This is a genomic window from Agrobacterium sp. LEGMi-208b (genome assembly GCF_059511785.1).
Genome location: NZ_CM183445.1, coordinates 1,947,501 through 1,961,140 on the forward strand (window position 1 = coordinate 1,947,501; position 13,640 = coordinate 1,961,140).

At 58.2% G+C, this 13,640-nt stretch carries 9 protein-coding genes, 1 tRNA gene and 2 rRNA genes (1 of these 12 only partly in view); 4 read left to right on the top strand and 8 right to left on the bottom strand.

The window, feature by feature from the left end:
* From AC5YUO_RS09445 to AC5YUO_RS09455, 3 genes are all read left to right on the top strand, one after another.
* Positions 1-1,015: ribosomal RNA gene (locus tag AC5YUO_RS09445) — 23S ribosomal RNA — on the top strand (it extends 1,921 nt beyond the left edge of the window).
* A 254-nt stretch (positions 1,016-1,269) separates the two neighbouring features.
* Positions 1,270-1,384: ribosomal RNA gene (rrf, locus tag AC5YUO_RS09450) — 5S ribosomal RNA — on the top strand.
* 162 nt (positions 1,385-1,546) lie between these two features.
* Positions 1,547-1,623 (top strand) — tRNA-Met (locus AC5YUO_RS09455).
* Positions 1,624-1,909: 286 nt separating this feature from the next.
* Here the strand turns inward: AC5YUO_RS09455 and AC5YUO_RS09460 are convergent.
* A complete protein-coding gene (locus AC5YUO_RS09460; RefSeq protein ID WP_496154837.1) occupies positions 1,910-2,542 on the bottom strand; it encodes a TetR/AcrR family transcriptional regulator in 633 nt (210 codons plus the stop codon).
* 114 nt (positions 2,543-2,656) lie between these two features.
* Here AC5YUO_RS09460 and AC5YUO_RS09465 point away from each other — a divergent pair, with 114 nt between their 5' ends.
* Complete coding sequence (locus tag AC5YUO_RS09465; protein ID WP_496153102.1) at positions 2,657-3,406, top strand: SDR family oxidoreductase; 750 nt, start codon at positions 2,657-2,659, stop codon at positions 3,404-3,406.
* 173 nt (positions 3,407-3,579) lie between these two features.
* On the opposite strand, the gene AC5YUO_RS09470 is transcribed toward AC5YUO_RS09465, so the two are convergent.
* From AC5YUO_RS09470 to AC5YUO_RS09500, 7 genes are all read right to left on the bottom strand, one after another.
* Entirely contained in the window at positions 3,580-5,028 is a 1,449-nt protein-coding gene (locus AC5YUO_RS09470; RefSeq protein ID WP_496153103.1) for an aldehyde dehydrogenase family protein, read from the bottom strand.
* Positions 5,028-6,002 (bottom strand): NAD(P)-dependent oxidoreductase, encoded by a 975-nt coding sequence (locus tag AC5YUO_RS09475; protein ID WP_496153104.1) that lies wholly within the window; start codon positions 6,000-6,002, stop codon positions 5,028-5,030. Before AC5YUO_RS09475 ends, AC5YUO_RS09470 begins: the two co-directional genes overlap by 1 nt.
* Positions 6,003-6,017: 15 nt before the next feature.
* Complete coding sequence (locus AC5YUO_RS09480; RefSeq protein ID WP_496153105.1) at positions 6,018-7,406, bottom strand: NAD(P)/FAD-dependent oxidoreductase; 1,389 nt, start codon at positions 7,404-7,406, stop codon at positions 6,018-6,020.
* 173 nt (positions 7,407-7,579) lie between these two features.
* On the bottom strand, positions 7,580-10,621 hold the full coding sequence (gene ydiJ / locus AC5YUO_RS09485; protein ID WP_496153106.1) for a D-2-hydroxyglutarate dehydrogenase YdiJ: 3,042 nt from the start codon (positions 10,619-10,621) through the stop codon (positions 7,580-7,582).
* Positions 10,622-10,634: 13 nt separating this feature from the next.
* Positions 10,635-10,979: a cupin domain-containing protein gene (locus AC5YUO_RS09490; protein ID WP_496153107.1), complete on the bottom strand. Its 345-nt coding sequence runs from the start codon at positions 10,977-10,979 to the stop codon at positions 10,635-10,637.
* 103 nt (positions 10,980-11,082) lie between these two features.
* A complete protein-coding gene (locus AC5YUO_RS09495; RefSeq protein WP_496153108.1) occupies positions 11,083-12,135 on the bottom strand; it encodes a proline racemase family protein in 1,053 nt (350 codons plus the stop codon).
* 104 nt (positions 12,136-12,239) lie between these two features.
* Positions 12,240-13,574, bottom strand: coding sequence for an MFS transporter (locus AC5YUO_RS09500; RefSeq protein ID WP_496153109.1), 1,335 nt, complete (start codon positions 13,572-13,574; stop codon positions 12,240-12,242).
* Positions 13,575-13,640 lie beyond the last annotated feature (66 nt).

Consider the following 13,640-nt stretch of genomic DNA (forward strand, 5'->3'; position numbering starts at 1 on the left):
GCAAGCTCTGAACTGAAGCCCCAGTAAACGGCGGCCGTAACTATAACGGTCCTAAGGTAGCGAAATTCCTTGTCGGGTAAGTTCCGACCTGCACGAATGGCGTAACGACTTCCCCGCTGTCTCCAACATAGACTCAGTGAAATTGAATTCCCCGTGAAGATGCGGGGTTCCTGCGGTCAGACGGAAAGACCCCGTGCACCTTTACTATAGCTTTACACTGGCATTCGCCAAGGCATGTGTAGGATAGGTGGTAGGCTTTGAAGCAGGGACGCCAGTTCCTGTGGAGCCATCCTTGAAATACCACCCTTATCTTCGTGGATGTCTAACCGCGGTCCGTCATCCGGATCCGGGACAGTGTATGGTGGGTAGTTTGACTGGGGCGGTCGCCTCCGAAAGAGTAACGGAGGCGCGCGATGGTTAGCTCAGACCGGTCGGAAATCGGTCGTCGAGTGCAATGGCATAAGCTAGCCTGACTGCGAGACTGACAAGTCGAGCAGAGACGAAAGTCGGTCATAGTGATCCGGTGGTCCCGTGTGGAAGGGCCATCGCTCAACGGATAAAAGGTACGCCGGGGATAACAGGCTGATGACCCCCAAGAGTCCATATCGACGGGGTTGTTTGGCACCTCGATGTCGACTCATCGCATCCTGGGGCTGGAGCAGGTCCCAAGGGTATGGCTGTTCGCCATTTAAAGCGGTACGTGAGTTGGGTTCAGAACGTCGTGAGACAGTTCGGTCCCTATCTGCCGTGGGTGTAGGAATATTGACAGGATCTGTCCCTAGTACGAGAGGACCGGGATGGACGTATCTCTGGTGGATCTGTTGTCCTGCCAAGGGCATAGCAGAGTAGCTATATACGGAATGGATAACCGCTGAAGGCATCTAAGCGGGAAACCAACCTGAAAACGAGTGTTCCCTATCAGAGCCGTGGAAGACGACCACGTTGATAGGACGGGTGTGGAAGCACAGCAATGTGTGAAGCTTACCGTTACTAATAGCTCGATCGACTTCTTCGTTCCCATTGAATATGTTCATCAAGCAAAGCTTGATGACATCATCTTCTGTCCTCACGGGCCAAAGGCCCTGCGGACGGCGCGCCGGACAACCGGCGACGGACTAGCGTCCTGTATGGCTGCCAAACTCGATCTCGAGCAAGGCAACATGAGGATGGGTCACAGAAAGACGTGTAAATTAAATAGAGCCTTGGCTCTCCAGCTTCTCGAAACAGCAGTTTCCATGTGAAAACATGGAGCATGTTGCGTTTTGCCGACCTGGTGGTTATCGCGGGGCGGCTGCACCCGTTCCCTTTCCGAACACGGCCGTGAAACGCCCCAGCGCCAATGGTACTTCGTCTCAAGACGCGGGAGAGTAGGTCGCTGCCAGGTCTGCAAAACGCAACACAAATCTTCTCATTCACAAATAAGGGCCAGCGCCCAAATCAACAGGCCGCGTAAGCGGCCTTTGTGTTATAATGAAATCACTTCGGTTCTTTGCCAAAAGCAAAAACCAGATCTAGGCGACAAGTTCTTCCGACTTCTCGCTGGTGCCGCGGGGTGGAGCAGCCCGGTAGCTCGTCAGGCTCATAACCTGAAGGCCGCAGGTTCAAATCCTGCCCCCGCAACCAAATCTATCCAATTATCAAAGGGATCCGGGGAAACTCGGAGCCCTTTTGGCTGTCTGCTCCAACTCAAGCTCGCCAGTACGAAACGTCTCCACATAGTCGTCGCCCTTCAGCACAGCCAACTGCTTATCCAGAATGGCCGTGGATTCCATGAAAGGGCTGGCCACTCTTTGTAAAGGCAGAGGAATGGACGTTGCGTGTAGTTGATATGCCGTATCAGGCCATCTTGGATATCTCGCGGTACTGAGATCAGTCTGGCCATCAATACAGCACGCCTGTGAAGTGAAACTTAGCTCTGTTGTTTACGACTGCCAACTGCACCATAGCGCAGGCCGTCGACGAATAGCCCAGCCATTCGTTTCGGATCAGTGGGCTCACCGCAGATGGGAAGCACGCACAACATCGCGATTGCGTGAATAAGCTCGCTTGATTTAACTCCGGCGCGCATTTCACCCTCCGTTGCGGCCTCATCAAGTAAGGTCTGAACGGCAGGGCCCAATTGCTGCTGAAAATAGGCGGGCAGACTCTCCAGTGTCGGTTCACCCGAATTCAGAGCTGCTGCCAGTCCGCGATGGGCAACGATGAAGTCGACGTAGTAATCCACCCACAAGGCCAATGCATTACCGGGAGAATGACTGTTCGCCAGAGCGGATATTTTCTCGACGCATTCGTGCACCTCTTTGCGCAGCACGGCGACGATAAGATCGGATCTTGCCGGGAAATGGCGATAAAGTGTGCCGACACCCACCCCCGCTTTGTCCGCGATCTCACGCATCGGAATATTCACGCCTGAGCGGGCGAAAATCTCACTGGCGGTCTGGAGAAGTGCATCGATATTACGTTGCGCATCGGCTCGCACATGGCGCCGCTTGCCGGTTTTGATCATCGCTTCGTCCAATGATTCCCTGTTCTCACCAGACATTGGCATAGCCCTCTTGATAAACGGAACATGATTCCACATATTGTTATCCGGACGGATGTTCCAGATATAATGTATGAAGGCGATTTGCCTAGCACTCATTCGGAGATTTCTACCATGCATGAAAAACGCGTTGCGCTCGTTACCGGAGGGAATAAGGGGATTGGCCTGCAGATCGCCAGGGACCTTGAGAAAAACGGCTTTTTTGTCCTCATCGGTTCCCGCAGAATAGAAGCGGGCGAAGCGGCTGCCGAGAAGATTGGTGCTGACACCAAGGCGATCCAGCTTGACGTGACCGATCAGGCCTCCATTACGGCGGCGGCTAAACATATCCGCGACGTTTATGGTCGGCTTGATGTTCTCGTGAACAATGCCGGCATCTCCCACGCGGGCGCGCAAAGCCGCACACCCGAACAGATGATGGGTGAGACTTTTCTTTCGGTCGTCGACATGGATGAGTTGCGCGCCGTGTATGAAACGAACCTCTTCGGTGTCGTTGCGGTCACTCAGGCAATGTTGCCGATGCTGCGAGAAGCGCCGACCGGAAGAATTGTCAACGTATCGAGCATGACGGGCTCATTGACGATGAACGCCGATCCCGGACACCCCATGCGCCGCTATGCTGGAACCTATTCCTCCTCGAAAACCGCGTTGAACGCCGTCACGCAGGCGTTCGCCATCGAATTGGAAAATTCCAACATCAAGGTGAATGCTGTTTGTCCGGGTTTCACCGCAACCGACAACAACAAGTTCTTGGGGCCCGGCACTGTCGAGGATGCCGCACGCGAGCCCGTTCGGCTCGCCATGCTTGGACCCGATGGCCCCTCGGGATGCTTCTCCAATTTTGATGGCCTGATCCCCTGGTGAGGCAAATCGGCGAGTGACGAAATGAAAAGCCATCGACACCTGTGTGCCGATGGCTCTCGGGAGGATCGCCCGTCAGGCTTACTGCGTTACACTTGCAGAAGTTGCGACAATTCAAGCGTCCAAAGCAGTGGGCCATGTCCGGTCCTGGGGGCCGGCCATTGGAGCCGATGACATCAGGAAAGCTGGTAGCTCGTCTTTACCCGCGTGAAAAACTGGCGGGCATATGTGCCCTGTTCCCGAGGGCCAAGGCTTGAGCCGCGATTTCCGCCAAACGGAACGTGGTAATCGACGCCGGCGGTTGGCAGGTTGACCATGACCATTCCGGCCGATGAGTTCCGCTTGAAATGTTCGGCGTGTTTCAAGGAGGTCGTGACGATACCGGCGGAAAGGCCGAAAGGTGTGTCTTCCGCGGCCGTAAAGGCTTCCTCGTAGTTTTTAACCCGCAGGACGCTCAGCACCGGCCCGAAAATCTCCTCGCGGTAGATCCGCATATCAGAACGGACGTCCGTGAAGATTGCTGGCGTGAACGAATACGCGCCTTTTTCGTTTTCGATATGCCTGCCGCCATGGACGAGATTGGCACCTTCCTGAAGGCCGATCCCGACATAGGCGAGGTTTTGCTCCAACTGCTTACGGTCGACGACCGGACCGATATCCGTCTGCGGGTCAAGCGCGTGGCCGATACGGAGTTTCTCGGTCCGCTCCCTGATTTTTTCCACCAGCCTGTCATGGATATTTTCGGTAACGATCAGGCGGGAGCTTGCCGTGCATCTTTGTCCGGTCGAATAAAACGATCCCTGCACCGTGATATCGACGGCGAGATCGATATCGGCGTCATCCAGAACCACCAGCGGATTTTTGCCACCCATTTCCAGTTGCACACGCGCGAGGCGCTGCGCCGCGGCCGCGGCCACGCCACGGCCGACCTGTTCGGAGCCGGTGAAGGTGATGGCGTCCACGCTTTCGGACTTGGTCAGCACATCGCCCACGATACGGCCGGAACCGATCACCATGTTGAAAACGCCGGCCGGCAGCCCGGAGCGGGAAATGATTTCGGCAAGCGCCCAGGCGGAGGAGGGCACGAGTTCGGCAGGCTTGAAAACGACCGTATTGCCGAAGCACAGCGCGGGGGCGATCTTCCAGGCGGGAATGGCGATCGGGAAGTTCCATGGCGCGATGATGCCGACGACGCCGACGGCCTGCGTGATCACATCGATGCCGACGTTTTCCCGCACGGAGTCGTATTTTTCGCCATTCGCGCGCAGGGCCTCCTGGGCGTAAAACTTGAAGGAACGGCCGGCGCGATCGACTTCTCCAAGGGCCTCGCGCAGGATTTTTCCTTCTTCCCGTGCGAGCAGCGTTGCCAGCTCCTCGCGCCTTGCCAGGATTTCCGTTCCGATCCGATCGAGAATGTCGGCACGGAACTGGGGTGTGCTGCGTACCCAGCGATAGCTCGCATCCTTTGCCGCTGCGATGGCCCTTTGCGTGAGCTCGGCGTCAGCGCGCGCAAACCGTTCGACCACATCCTTCGGTTCCGACGGGTTGATATTCTCGAGAATGGATCCCGTATCGGTGCCAGATACGAATTCCCCGGCGATGAAGCTCGATTTAATGGTGCTCATTATGCGACTTCCTTACGAAGGGCGGCCTGCGGAATCTTGCCTTCGACAAATTCCGATATGTGCCTGACGGCGCTGTCGATCAGCCCCTGCATGGCGTCCTCGCTGCTCCAGGCGACATGCGGGTTCAAGATGAAATCCGGTCTGTCGATCAACTCAAAAATGGGATCGTCGGGCTCGATGGGCTCATGCTCGATTACGTCCAGTGCAGCGCCGGCAATACGGTTGGCTTTCAGGGCGGCGATCAGCGCAGGCTCGTTGATGACGCCGCCGCGCCCCGTATTCACGACGATGGCGTCCGGTTTCATGCGGTTGAAGGCGGATCCGTCAATGAGATCGCGGGTTTCGTCGGTCAGCGGGCAATTGACCGAGATGACGTCGCTGATACGGATGAGCTGGTCGATCGGAATGAATTCGTCGCCTGTAATGCGGCCGAAGAAATCCTGATAATAGACGGTCATCCCGAAGACCCGGGCGAACTCCGCCAGGCGGCGCGCAATCGGTCCGCTACCGACGATGCCGAGAATCTTGCCGCGCAGATCGCGGATGCGGTAGTCGAAATAGATGTTCTTGGGCTCAGCTTCTCCACGATGCACGCGGCGCATGAGATCGTGGTAGTGGCCAGTGCGGCGCATCAGATCCAGGATCAGGGCGATGGTGTGTTCGGCAACCGTATTCTGGGCATATCCCGGCACGTTGGTGACCATGATGCCGTTCTCGAAACAATAGTCGAGATCGACGATATCGGTGCCGGTCAGGGCGAGTGAGATCATCTTGAGCTTCGGCAATTGCTTCAGGTGCTCTTCACGCAGCGGGACGCTGCAGGTCAGCGCGACGGTTGCGTCTTTCAGCCGTTCGACGACCTCCTGTGGCTGCGTGTAGGAATGGTTTTCCCATGTATGGGCGAAGGAGGGAACGGGGAGCTTGACCGTCGGGCCAAGGCCTTCGCTGTCGAGAAATACGATATGCTGGCTCATCTGGCTGTTCTCTCCTTATTTTTTGTTGGGGACGTAACCGGCAGGCGCCAAGCTGGCGAGCAGGTTGGTCACGATGCCTGCATCGCGGTTCGCATCCTGCAGCGTTTCTTTTTTCACCAGCGCATCGCGGACGAGGTGGGCGCCGAAGTAGCGGAAGGGTTCGGGCGGAAGAAGCTGCATCTTCTGATCGACGAGGCCGCATTTCGACCATTCGTCATTCGCCTCCTCGACGAGCGATTTGATGATGCGGCTGGCGAAGACGGTGGTTGCGACGCCGCTGCCCGAAAAGCCGATGCCGAAGACGATATTCGGATGGCCGCCCAAATGGCCGAAATTCGGAATACCCTTCATGGCGCGGTCCAGCGGACCGGTCCAGGTGCTGACGATCGGCACGTCGGCAAGCTGCGGATAAAATTTGCGAAGTTCGGCCGTCACCCTGTCGGCTGCGGGCGTCGGCCGCTCATAAAGATTGCCGATTTTGTTGCCGAAGGCGAATTTTCCGAGCGGCTTGCCGAAGACGATGCGGCCATCGGGCGTGTTTCTCCAGTAGTTCAGGACGGTGCGCGAGTCGGTGATTGCCTCGCCTCCCTTGAAGCCCGTCGCATCCAGCCGTTCCTTGACGGCTGCCGTCGCAACCATGTCGCTGGACATGACGGCGATCATCCGCCGCAGCTCGGGGAACTGTGCGCCCCAGGCGTTCATGGCGATGACGACCTTTTTTGCCGTCACCTGGCCCTGCGTTGTCTTGACCACCGGCTCTTTAGAGCGCTCGAGATGGATCAGGGGCGATTTTTCATAGATGGTCACGCCGAGTTCCAGGGCGACGCGGCGGAGACCGCGAGCCAACAGAGCCGGCTGGACTGTTGCAGCGTTCGGGTCGTAAATCCCCTCCAGCGTGCGCGGCGAGCCGGTGCGGGATTGCATCTCTTCTTTGCTGACCGGACGGAAGGGGTTCACACCATGTTTTTCGAGGCTCTCGACCAGGCCATGCCAGGAGCCGATCTGGCGCTCGTTGCTGGCTGCCCAAAGCCAGCCTTCGCGGCGATATTGCGCATCGATGTTATGCTCGTCGCAGAACTCGCCGATCTCGCTGACGGCGGATTCGGCGGCGGCGCAGATGCGCCTTGCTTCTTCCTCTCCGCAGATGCTCGATAGCGAAAGATATTTCGGCCACCAGTCAGCGGCGTCGCCGCCGTTGCGGCCACTCGCGCCCGATCCGCAACGGTCCCGTTCGATGATGACGATTGACAGCGCGGGATTTGCCTTCTTGAGCCGGATGGCCGACCACAGGCCGAGATATCCACCGCCGATGATGCAGATGTCAGCCTTCACATTTCCCTGAAGCGATGGCGCCAGATGGCTGTCCCGATCAAGCGCCTGCGCATACCAAAAACCGCGGTACATGGTCATACCTCCCCAAAAGTTTCAATTCTTCCTTGAGGCGTATCGCGCCGACCGCGCCGCAGCTATCACGCCTATGACAATTTTTAGAACGGTCCTGACGGTGCAAAACAGATTCTGGAAATCGTGCCCCGATGCACCGGTTTTCGATGCGCCGGGGCACGGATGAAGAGCGGTCAGGAGGCGCGAAGGACCTCAAGAAGCGCTTCGATGGGGTGGCGAAGCCGGCGGTTCTGGAACCTCTTCACCTGGCTGCGGCAGGAATATCCGGTCGCCAGACGCTCGATATTCCGGTCACCGCCATTGAGCTTCCGCTCCCAGGATTGGCCGAATATGATCCGCGACGTTTCGGCGTTTCTCGCCTCGTGACCATAGGTGCCGGACATGCCGCAGCATCCCGTGGCTTCGGTCGTCAGGCGCATGCCAAACCGCGAGAACAGCGCCTGCCATTGGCTTGTGCTGTCGGGCGCGTTGGTTTTTTCCGTGCAATGGGGCATAAGCTGGAACTCGGTCGTTCCATTTTTTCCGCCCCTTGCGGGCAGTACTTCGGTCAGCCATTCCTGCGGAAGCTGGACCGGGGGTGTTGTTACGCCTTCGAGATATTTATATTCCTGCCGATAGACCAGGGTCATCGCCGGATCCACGCCGACCAGCGGAATGCCGAATGCCGACAGGGTCTCAAGGCACGACGCATTTCTGGCCGCAGCCTTCGAAAAGGCATGGAGGAAACCCTGGACATGCAGGGGCTTTCCGTTGGGCCTGAAGGGAGCGAGCCACACCTGAAAGCCAAGACGGCTCGCAAGTTCGATGAAGGCTGAAAGAAGCTCGGTCTCGAAATAGCGGGTAAAGGCGTCCTGCACGATGATGACGCTTTTCGAACGCTCTTGCGTCGATAGCCGATCAAGCGCCTTTGGCGTCGCTGTGCGGACATTGTGCCGGCGAAGCACGGTGCCGAGATCGTGACGGCTGAGGAGGGGCGTATCGATGAGGCCGATACTGGCTTTCGTTAGCTTGGCGACCGCAGCGTTGCCTATGACCAGATTATACAGCCATGCGGCCTTGCTGACATAGGGCAGGATGAATTCCAGCGAACCGATAACGTAGTCACGCGGCGACCGCAGGTATCGGCGATGATAAAGATCGAGAAACTTTGAACGGAATTCGGGGACGTTGACCTTGATCGGGCATTGGCCGGCACAGGATTTGCAGGCGAGACAGCCGGCCATGGCGTCATAAACCTCATGGGAGAAATCAGCCTCCCCCCGTCTCTTGCCCAGGCTGTTGCGCATCCGCGCAAAAAATGTCGCCAGAAATGCTGGTTTCCGGCGGGCAGCCGCGAGGACGTCGATACCGGCCTGCTGTTGCAGGCGCAGCCACTCGCGAATGAGCGACGCCCGGCCTTTCGGCGAATGGATGCGCTGCCGCGTCGCTTTCCACGAGGGGCACATGGCGTCGTCCACATCGAAATTATAGCAGGCGCCATTGCCGTTGCAGTGCATGGCGGCGCCATAATCGCGCCAGACACGTTCGTCGATCTGCCTGTCGCGTTCGCCGCGCGTCGGCACGCCGTCGATCCTCAAAAGACCGTCGGTGGATGCTGCTGGTGTGGCGATCTTGCCCGGATTAAGCTGGTTGAAGGGATCGAAGGCCGCCTTCACTTCCTGAAGTGACGGATAAAGCGCGCCGAAAAAGGCCGGAGCATATTCCGAGCGGACACCTTTCCCGTGTTCTCCCCATAACAGGCCGCCATATTTCTGCGTAAGTGCTGCGACGGCGTCCGAAATGGGCCGTATCAGGGCTGCTTGGGTGGGGTCTTTCATGTCGATCGCCGGCCTGACATGCAACACGCCGGCATCCACATGGCCGAACATCCCGTATTGCAGTTTGTGACCGTCGAGAAGCGCCCGGAACTCGGCGATGTAGTCCGCAAGCTGTTCGGGTGGAACGGCCGTATCTTCCACAAAGGGAATGGGCCGGGCTTCACCGCTGACATTGCCGAGCAGGCCGACGGCCCGTTTGCGCATCATATAGACTTGCTTCACGGCCTCATGGCCCTTAGCAAGCGTATGGCCGAGGCGCATCACACTGGTATCGTGGCCGATATGGGCGATGAAGCGCTCGACCCGGTCGTCCAATGCTTCCGCGTCATCGCCGCTGAATTCGACGAGGTTGATGCCCAGCGTCTCGCGCTCGTCCTCGGACGGGAAATAGGCCGCGACGGAATTCCAGACGATATCCTGCATGGCCAGCAGCAGAACCTTGGAATCGACGGTTTCGATTGAAAGCGGGCTGTGGGCCAAAAGCGCCTGCGCGTCTTTCAGCGCATCCATGAAGCTGGCGTAACGAATATTGACGAGAATGCTATATTTCGGAATGGGCAGCACGTTCAGTCTGGCTTCGACAACGAAGCCGAGCGATCCTTCAGCGCCGCACAATATGCTGTTCAGATTGAAGCCGCCGTCGTCCTGCCGCAGATGGGCGAGATCATACCCCGTGAGACAGCGATTGAGCTTGGGAAATTTCGCGTCGATCAGGTCGGCGCGGTCGTCGCTGATCCGGCGCGCGGTTCGGTAGACATGTCCGACCGCGCTGTCGGCTGCGCAGAGAGAATCGAGTTCATCGGCGGTGACGGGGCGGCTTGAAAAGCGTTCACCGCCCAGCAATACGAAATCGAGTTCGAGAACGTGATCGCGCGTCTTGCCATAGGTGCAACTTCCCTGACCGCTGGCATCCGTATTGATCATGCCGCCGATCGTGGCGCGGTTCGAGGTGGAGAGTTCCGGGGCAAAGAACAGGCCGTGCAATTCCAGGGCTGCGTTGAGCTGGTCCTTGACCACCCCGGCCTGGACGCGAACCCAGCCCTCCTTCGGGTTGATCTCCAGGATGGCGTTTATGTGCCGCGAGAGATCGACCACCAATCCCTCCGTCAGCGACTGGCCATTGGTGCCGGTGCCGCCACCGCGCGGCGCTACCACGATCCTGCGATATTCGGGCTTTCCGAGTAGGGCCGCGACAATGGTCACGTCCTCCGCATCGTGTGGGAAAATCGCCGCCTGCGGCATTCGCTGGTAGATGGAATTGTCCGTCGCCAGCACGGTTCGTATCGCGTAGTCATCCTCTACTTCGCCCTTGAAGCCGGAAGCCTTGAGAACAGAAAGAAACTGCCGATAGACGTCATCCACGCGATCGGCAGAGGGGGGCAGTCGGGCGATTGTCATCTTGTTCAATGTTTTAGAACAGGACATAGGTCTTGCGCAGGGTTTCCCGGATGTCCCAGATCCCTTCGCAATTGGCCGGGAAAAGAACGGCGTCTCCGGCCCGGATTTCAACCGGCTCGCCTCCATCCGGCGTGAAGATGCACCAGCCGCTGATGATGTGGCTGAATTCCCGGTTCTTGAGGAAGCGCCGGAAGACGCCCGGCGTGCTTTCCCAGACGCCGGCGCTTACACCCTCGATTTCCCGATGCTGTGACGTGGCCTGTCTGGCGACGACGTCTCCGATGGGAAGCCTGGCGGCTTGCGCTTCGCCCATGGCGGCTGCCTCGGCATTGCGAACGACGGTGATAACTGAAGTCATTTTAAGCCTCTCGTTTCCCTTGAAGGGGGCGTGACGGGGTTGGCCGGGCCGGACGAGCCATCGTCTTCCAGCCCGGCCGGGGAGGATTTGCGGATGGGTCGCGTTACGCCCAGATATCGCCGATCGTGAACCCTTCAGTGAACGGATCGTCGTTATCGAGAACGAAGGTGTTGATACCGTAGATCCAGCTTGTGCCGGTGACCGTCGGAACGACGGCGGGTTTGTCCCCGACCTTCGCTTCTTCGACGAGGCGGCCCGTATAGATGTTGCCGATGATGCCCTCGTGGCGGAAAGGCTTATCGAGCGGAAGTTCGCCCTTCGCGTGGAGAACAGCCATCTTGGCGCAGGTGCCCGTACCGCAGGGGCAGCGATCGAGTGCGCCTGTCCAGGTTGCGGGGTTGTCCCAGGAGAGTTCGCCCGAGGCCATCGTCACGACGTTTTTCCAGTCCGCGTTCGGATTGCTGCTCGGCCCTGAAAGCTGGGAAATGGTGATGCCGATGCCCGGATAGTCGGGATGCGATACCGGCAGTTGCTCGGATGCGGCGTGGCGGATCATCGCGGAGATGCGGGCGATTTCGCTGCCATGTTCGGGGATCAGCTCTAGCCCCTTGAACTGCCTGACATCCGCAATGGCGTAGAACATCCCGCCCCAGCCAACATCGACCCGCACCTTGCCGAGATGGGGAACGTCGATTTCGGCATCCAGATGGGCGGCGAAGGCGGGCACGTTGCGGAAGGTGACGTTCTTGACCTTGCCATTACTGCATTCGGCCGAGACACGGATCAGGCCAGCGGGCGCTTCGAGAGTGAGTTGGGTTACCGGCTCCTTCATCGGAAGCATACCCATTTCGAGCAATACGGTTACCACTGAAATGGTATTGCCGCCGGACATGACCGGATATTCGACCTGCTCCATGATGATGTAGCCCGCATCCGCTTCCGGATGTGACGGCGGCACGATGATGTTACAGCAGTGAGCCGGATAGCCGCGTGGTTCGCGAAGCATCAGCTTGCGCAGTTGATCGTCATTCGCTTCCAGCCATTTCATCTTTTCGTAGACGGAATTGCCGGGGATATTCGGCACACCCCCGGTGATGACCCGCATGGGGGTTCCGGCATGGGTGTCGACGGCATGTATCGTACGTTTGAAAGCCATGAGAATCCTCCTGTAGGCCTTTCGATTTCAAATGGTATCCATCAGGCCGTTTGGGCTGCGCGACTGAAGACGGCGCTGCACGGTCGGGCCGGACGGTCCGTCGATCAATGTTTCAGCGAGCCAGCGCGATGCAGGTCCATCGCGCGGGTTTCCGGCGCCATTGCCAGGCTCACCACCAGTCCAACCATCGAGATGCCGAAAGCCACGAACATCGTATTTGCGATGCCGATCGAACTCAGCGCAAGCGGAACGAGATAGGTGCCGATGGCAGCGCCGATTCTTGATAATGAGGTCGCCAGCCCAACGGCGGATCCGCGAATTTCCGTGGGAAACAATTCGTTGGGATAGACGTATTCCAGAACCTGGGCGCCGCCGATGAACAGGGCATAGGCTCCGAACAGGAAAAGGGTCAGCATCGACGGGCCATCGGGAAACACGCCCAGCAGCAGCAGGGCGAGACCCGACCACAGGAAGCTGTGAATGAGAAGCTTTCTGCGGCCAAGCGGATCGATAAGCTTCACCGCCAGCAGGCAGCCGAGAACGAAAATCATCGTGATCGCGACCGAACCCCAGGACGCCCAGTCGCCCACCAGACCCATGGCATGCAGGATCCTCGGAGCGAATGCATAAATTGCGAACTGGGGCACGATCGCGCAGGTCCAGAAGACGGTCACGAAGAAAATCCGCCTGCCATAGGCGCTGTGGAACAGCGACCAGGCGGATACATGGCTCTCGGGCGCATTTTCCGAGATATTCTCGACGGAATAGTCTTCGCCATAGACCCTTTTGATGACCTGATCGGCTTCCTCCACGCGGCCCTTGCTCAGCAGCCAGCGTGCCGATTCAGGCGTGCCTGCACGCAGGGTCAGGAAGATGAAGCCGGGAACGGCAGCACTTGCGAGCGCCCAGCGCCAGGCGTCTTCGCCGGCATTGCGCATGATGAGTTCGCCGACGATATAGGCGGCGGCCGCGCCGACGAACCAGATCATCACGAGACTGGCAAGAAGTGGCCCACGATGTTTCTTGGGAAGAAACTCCGCCAGCAGCGATGTGGCAAGCGGATGGTCTGCCCCGATGGCGACACCCAGAAGCAGCCTCAGCACGATGAGCATCCAGGCGGCAGTGACCCAGAATTGTGCGGCGGAGAAGATCGCGAGTGCGGCAAGAACGAGAAGATAAAGTGTCTTGCGGCCGATCTTATCGGTGAAAATGCCGCCTATGAAGCCGCCAAAAAACATTCCGATCAGGGATGATGCGGCAACCATGCCCTCTTCGAAGGTCGTGAGGTTCAACGCTGTGCTCATTTGCACCATAACGACGCCGATAATACTCAGAACATAACCATCAAGAAACGGCGCTGCAGAGGAATATACGGTCAGGCGTTTGTGAAAACTGTTCAGCGGAGCATCTTCGAGAGATACTCTGGTCCTATGTAGCATCAAATTCCTCCCCGACCAAAGACACGTCTTCAATCGAACTTAAACTGGCAATCACATTGCCCGGCG

What these genes read in the sequence shown, in the direction of transcription:
- AC5YUO_RS09460 (WP_496154837.1), bottom strand. Translation starts at nt 2,542, where the DNA reads ATGTCTGGTGAGAACAGGGAATCATTGGACGAAGCGATGATCAAAACC.
- AC5YUO_RS09465 (WP_496153102.1), top strand. Translation starts at nt 2,657, where the DNA reads ATGCATGAAAAACGCGTTGCGCTCGTTACCGGAGGGAATAAGGGGATT.
- AC5YUO_RS09470 (WP_496153103.1), bottom strand. Translation starts at nt 5,028, where the DNA reads ATGAGCACCATTAAATCGAGCTTCATCGCCGGGGAATTCGTATCTGGC.
- AC5YUO_RS09475 (WP_496153104.1), bottom strand. Translation starts at nt 6,002, where the DNA reads ATGAGCCAGCATATCGTATTTCTCGACAGCGAAGGCCTTGGCCCGACG.
- AC5YUO_RS09480 (WP_496153105.1), bottom strand. Translation starts at nt 7,406, where the DNA reads ATGTACCGCGGTTTTTGGTATGCGCAGGCGCTTGATCGGGACAGCCAT.
- ydiJ (WP_496153106.1), bottom strand. Translation starts at nt 10,621, where the DNA reads ATGACAATCGCCCGACTGCCCCCCTCTGCCGATCGCGTGGATGACGTC.
- AC5YUO_RS09490 (WP_496153107.1), bottom strand. Translation starts at nt 10,979, where the DNA reads ATGACTTCAGTTATCACCGTCGTTCGCAATGCCGAGGCAGCCGCCATG.
- AC5YUO_RS09495 (WP_496153108.1), bottom strand. Translation starts at nt 12,135, where the DNA reads ATGGCTTTCAAACGTACGATACATGCCGTCGACACCCATGCCGGAACC.
- AC5YUO_RS09500 (WP_496153109.1), bottom strand. Translation starts at nt 13,574, where the DNA reads ATGCTACATAGGACCAGAGTATCTCTCGAAGATGCTCCGCTGAACAGT.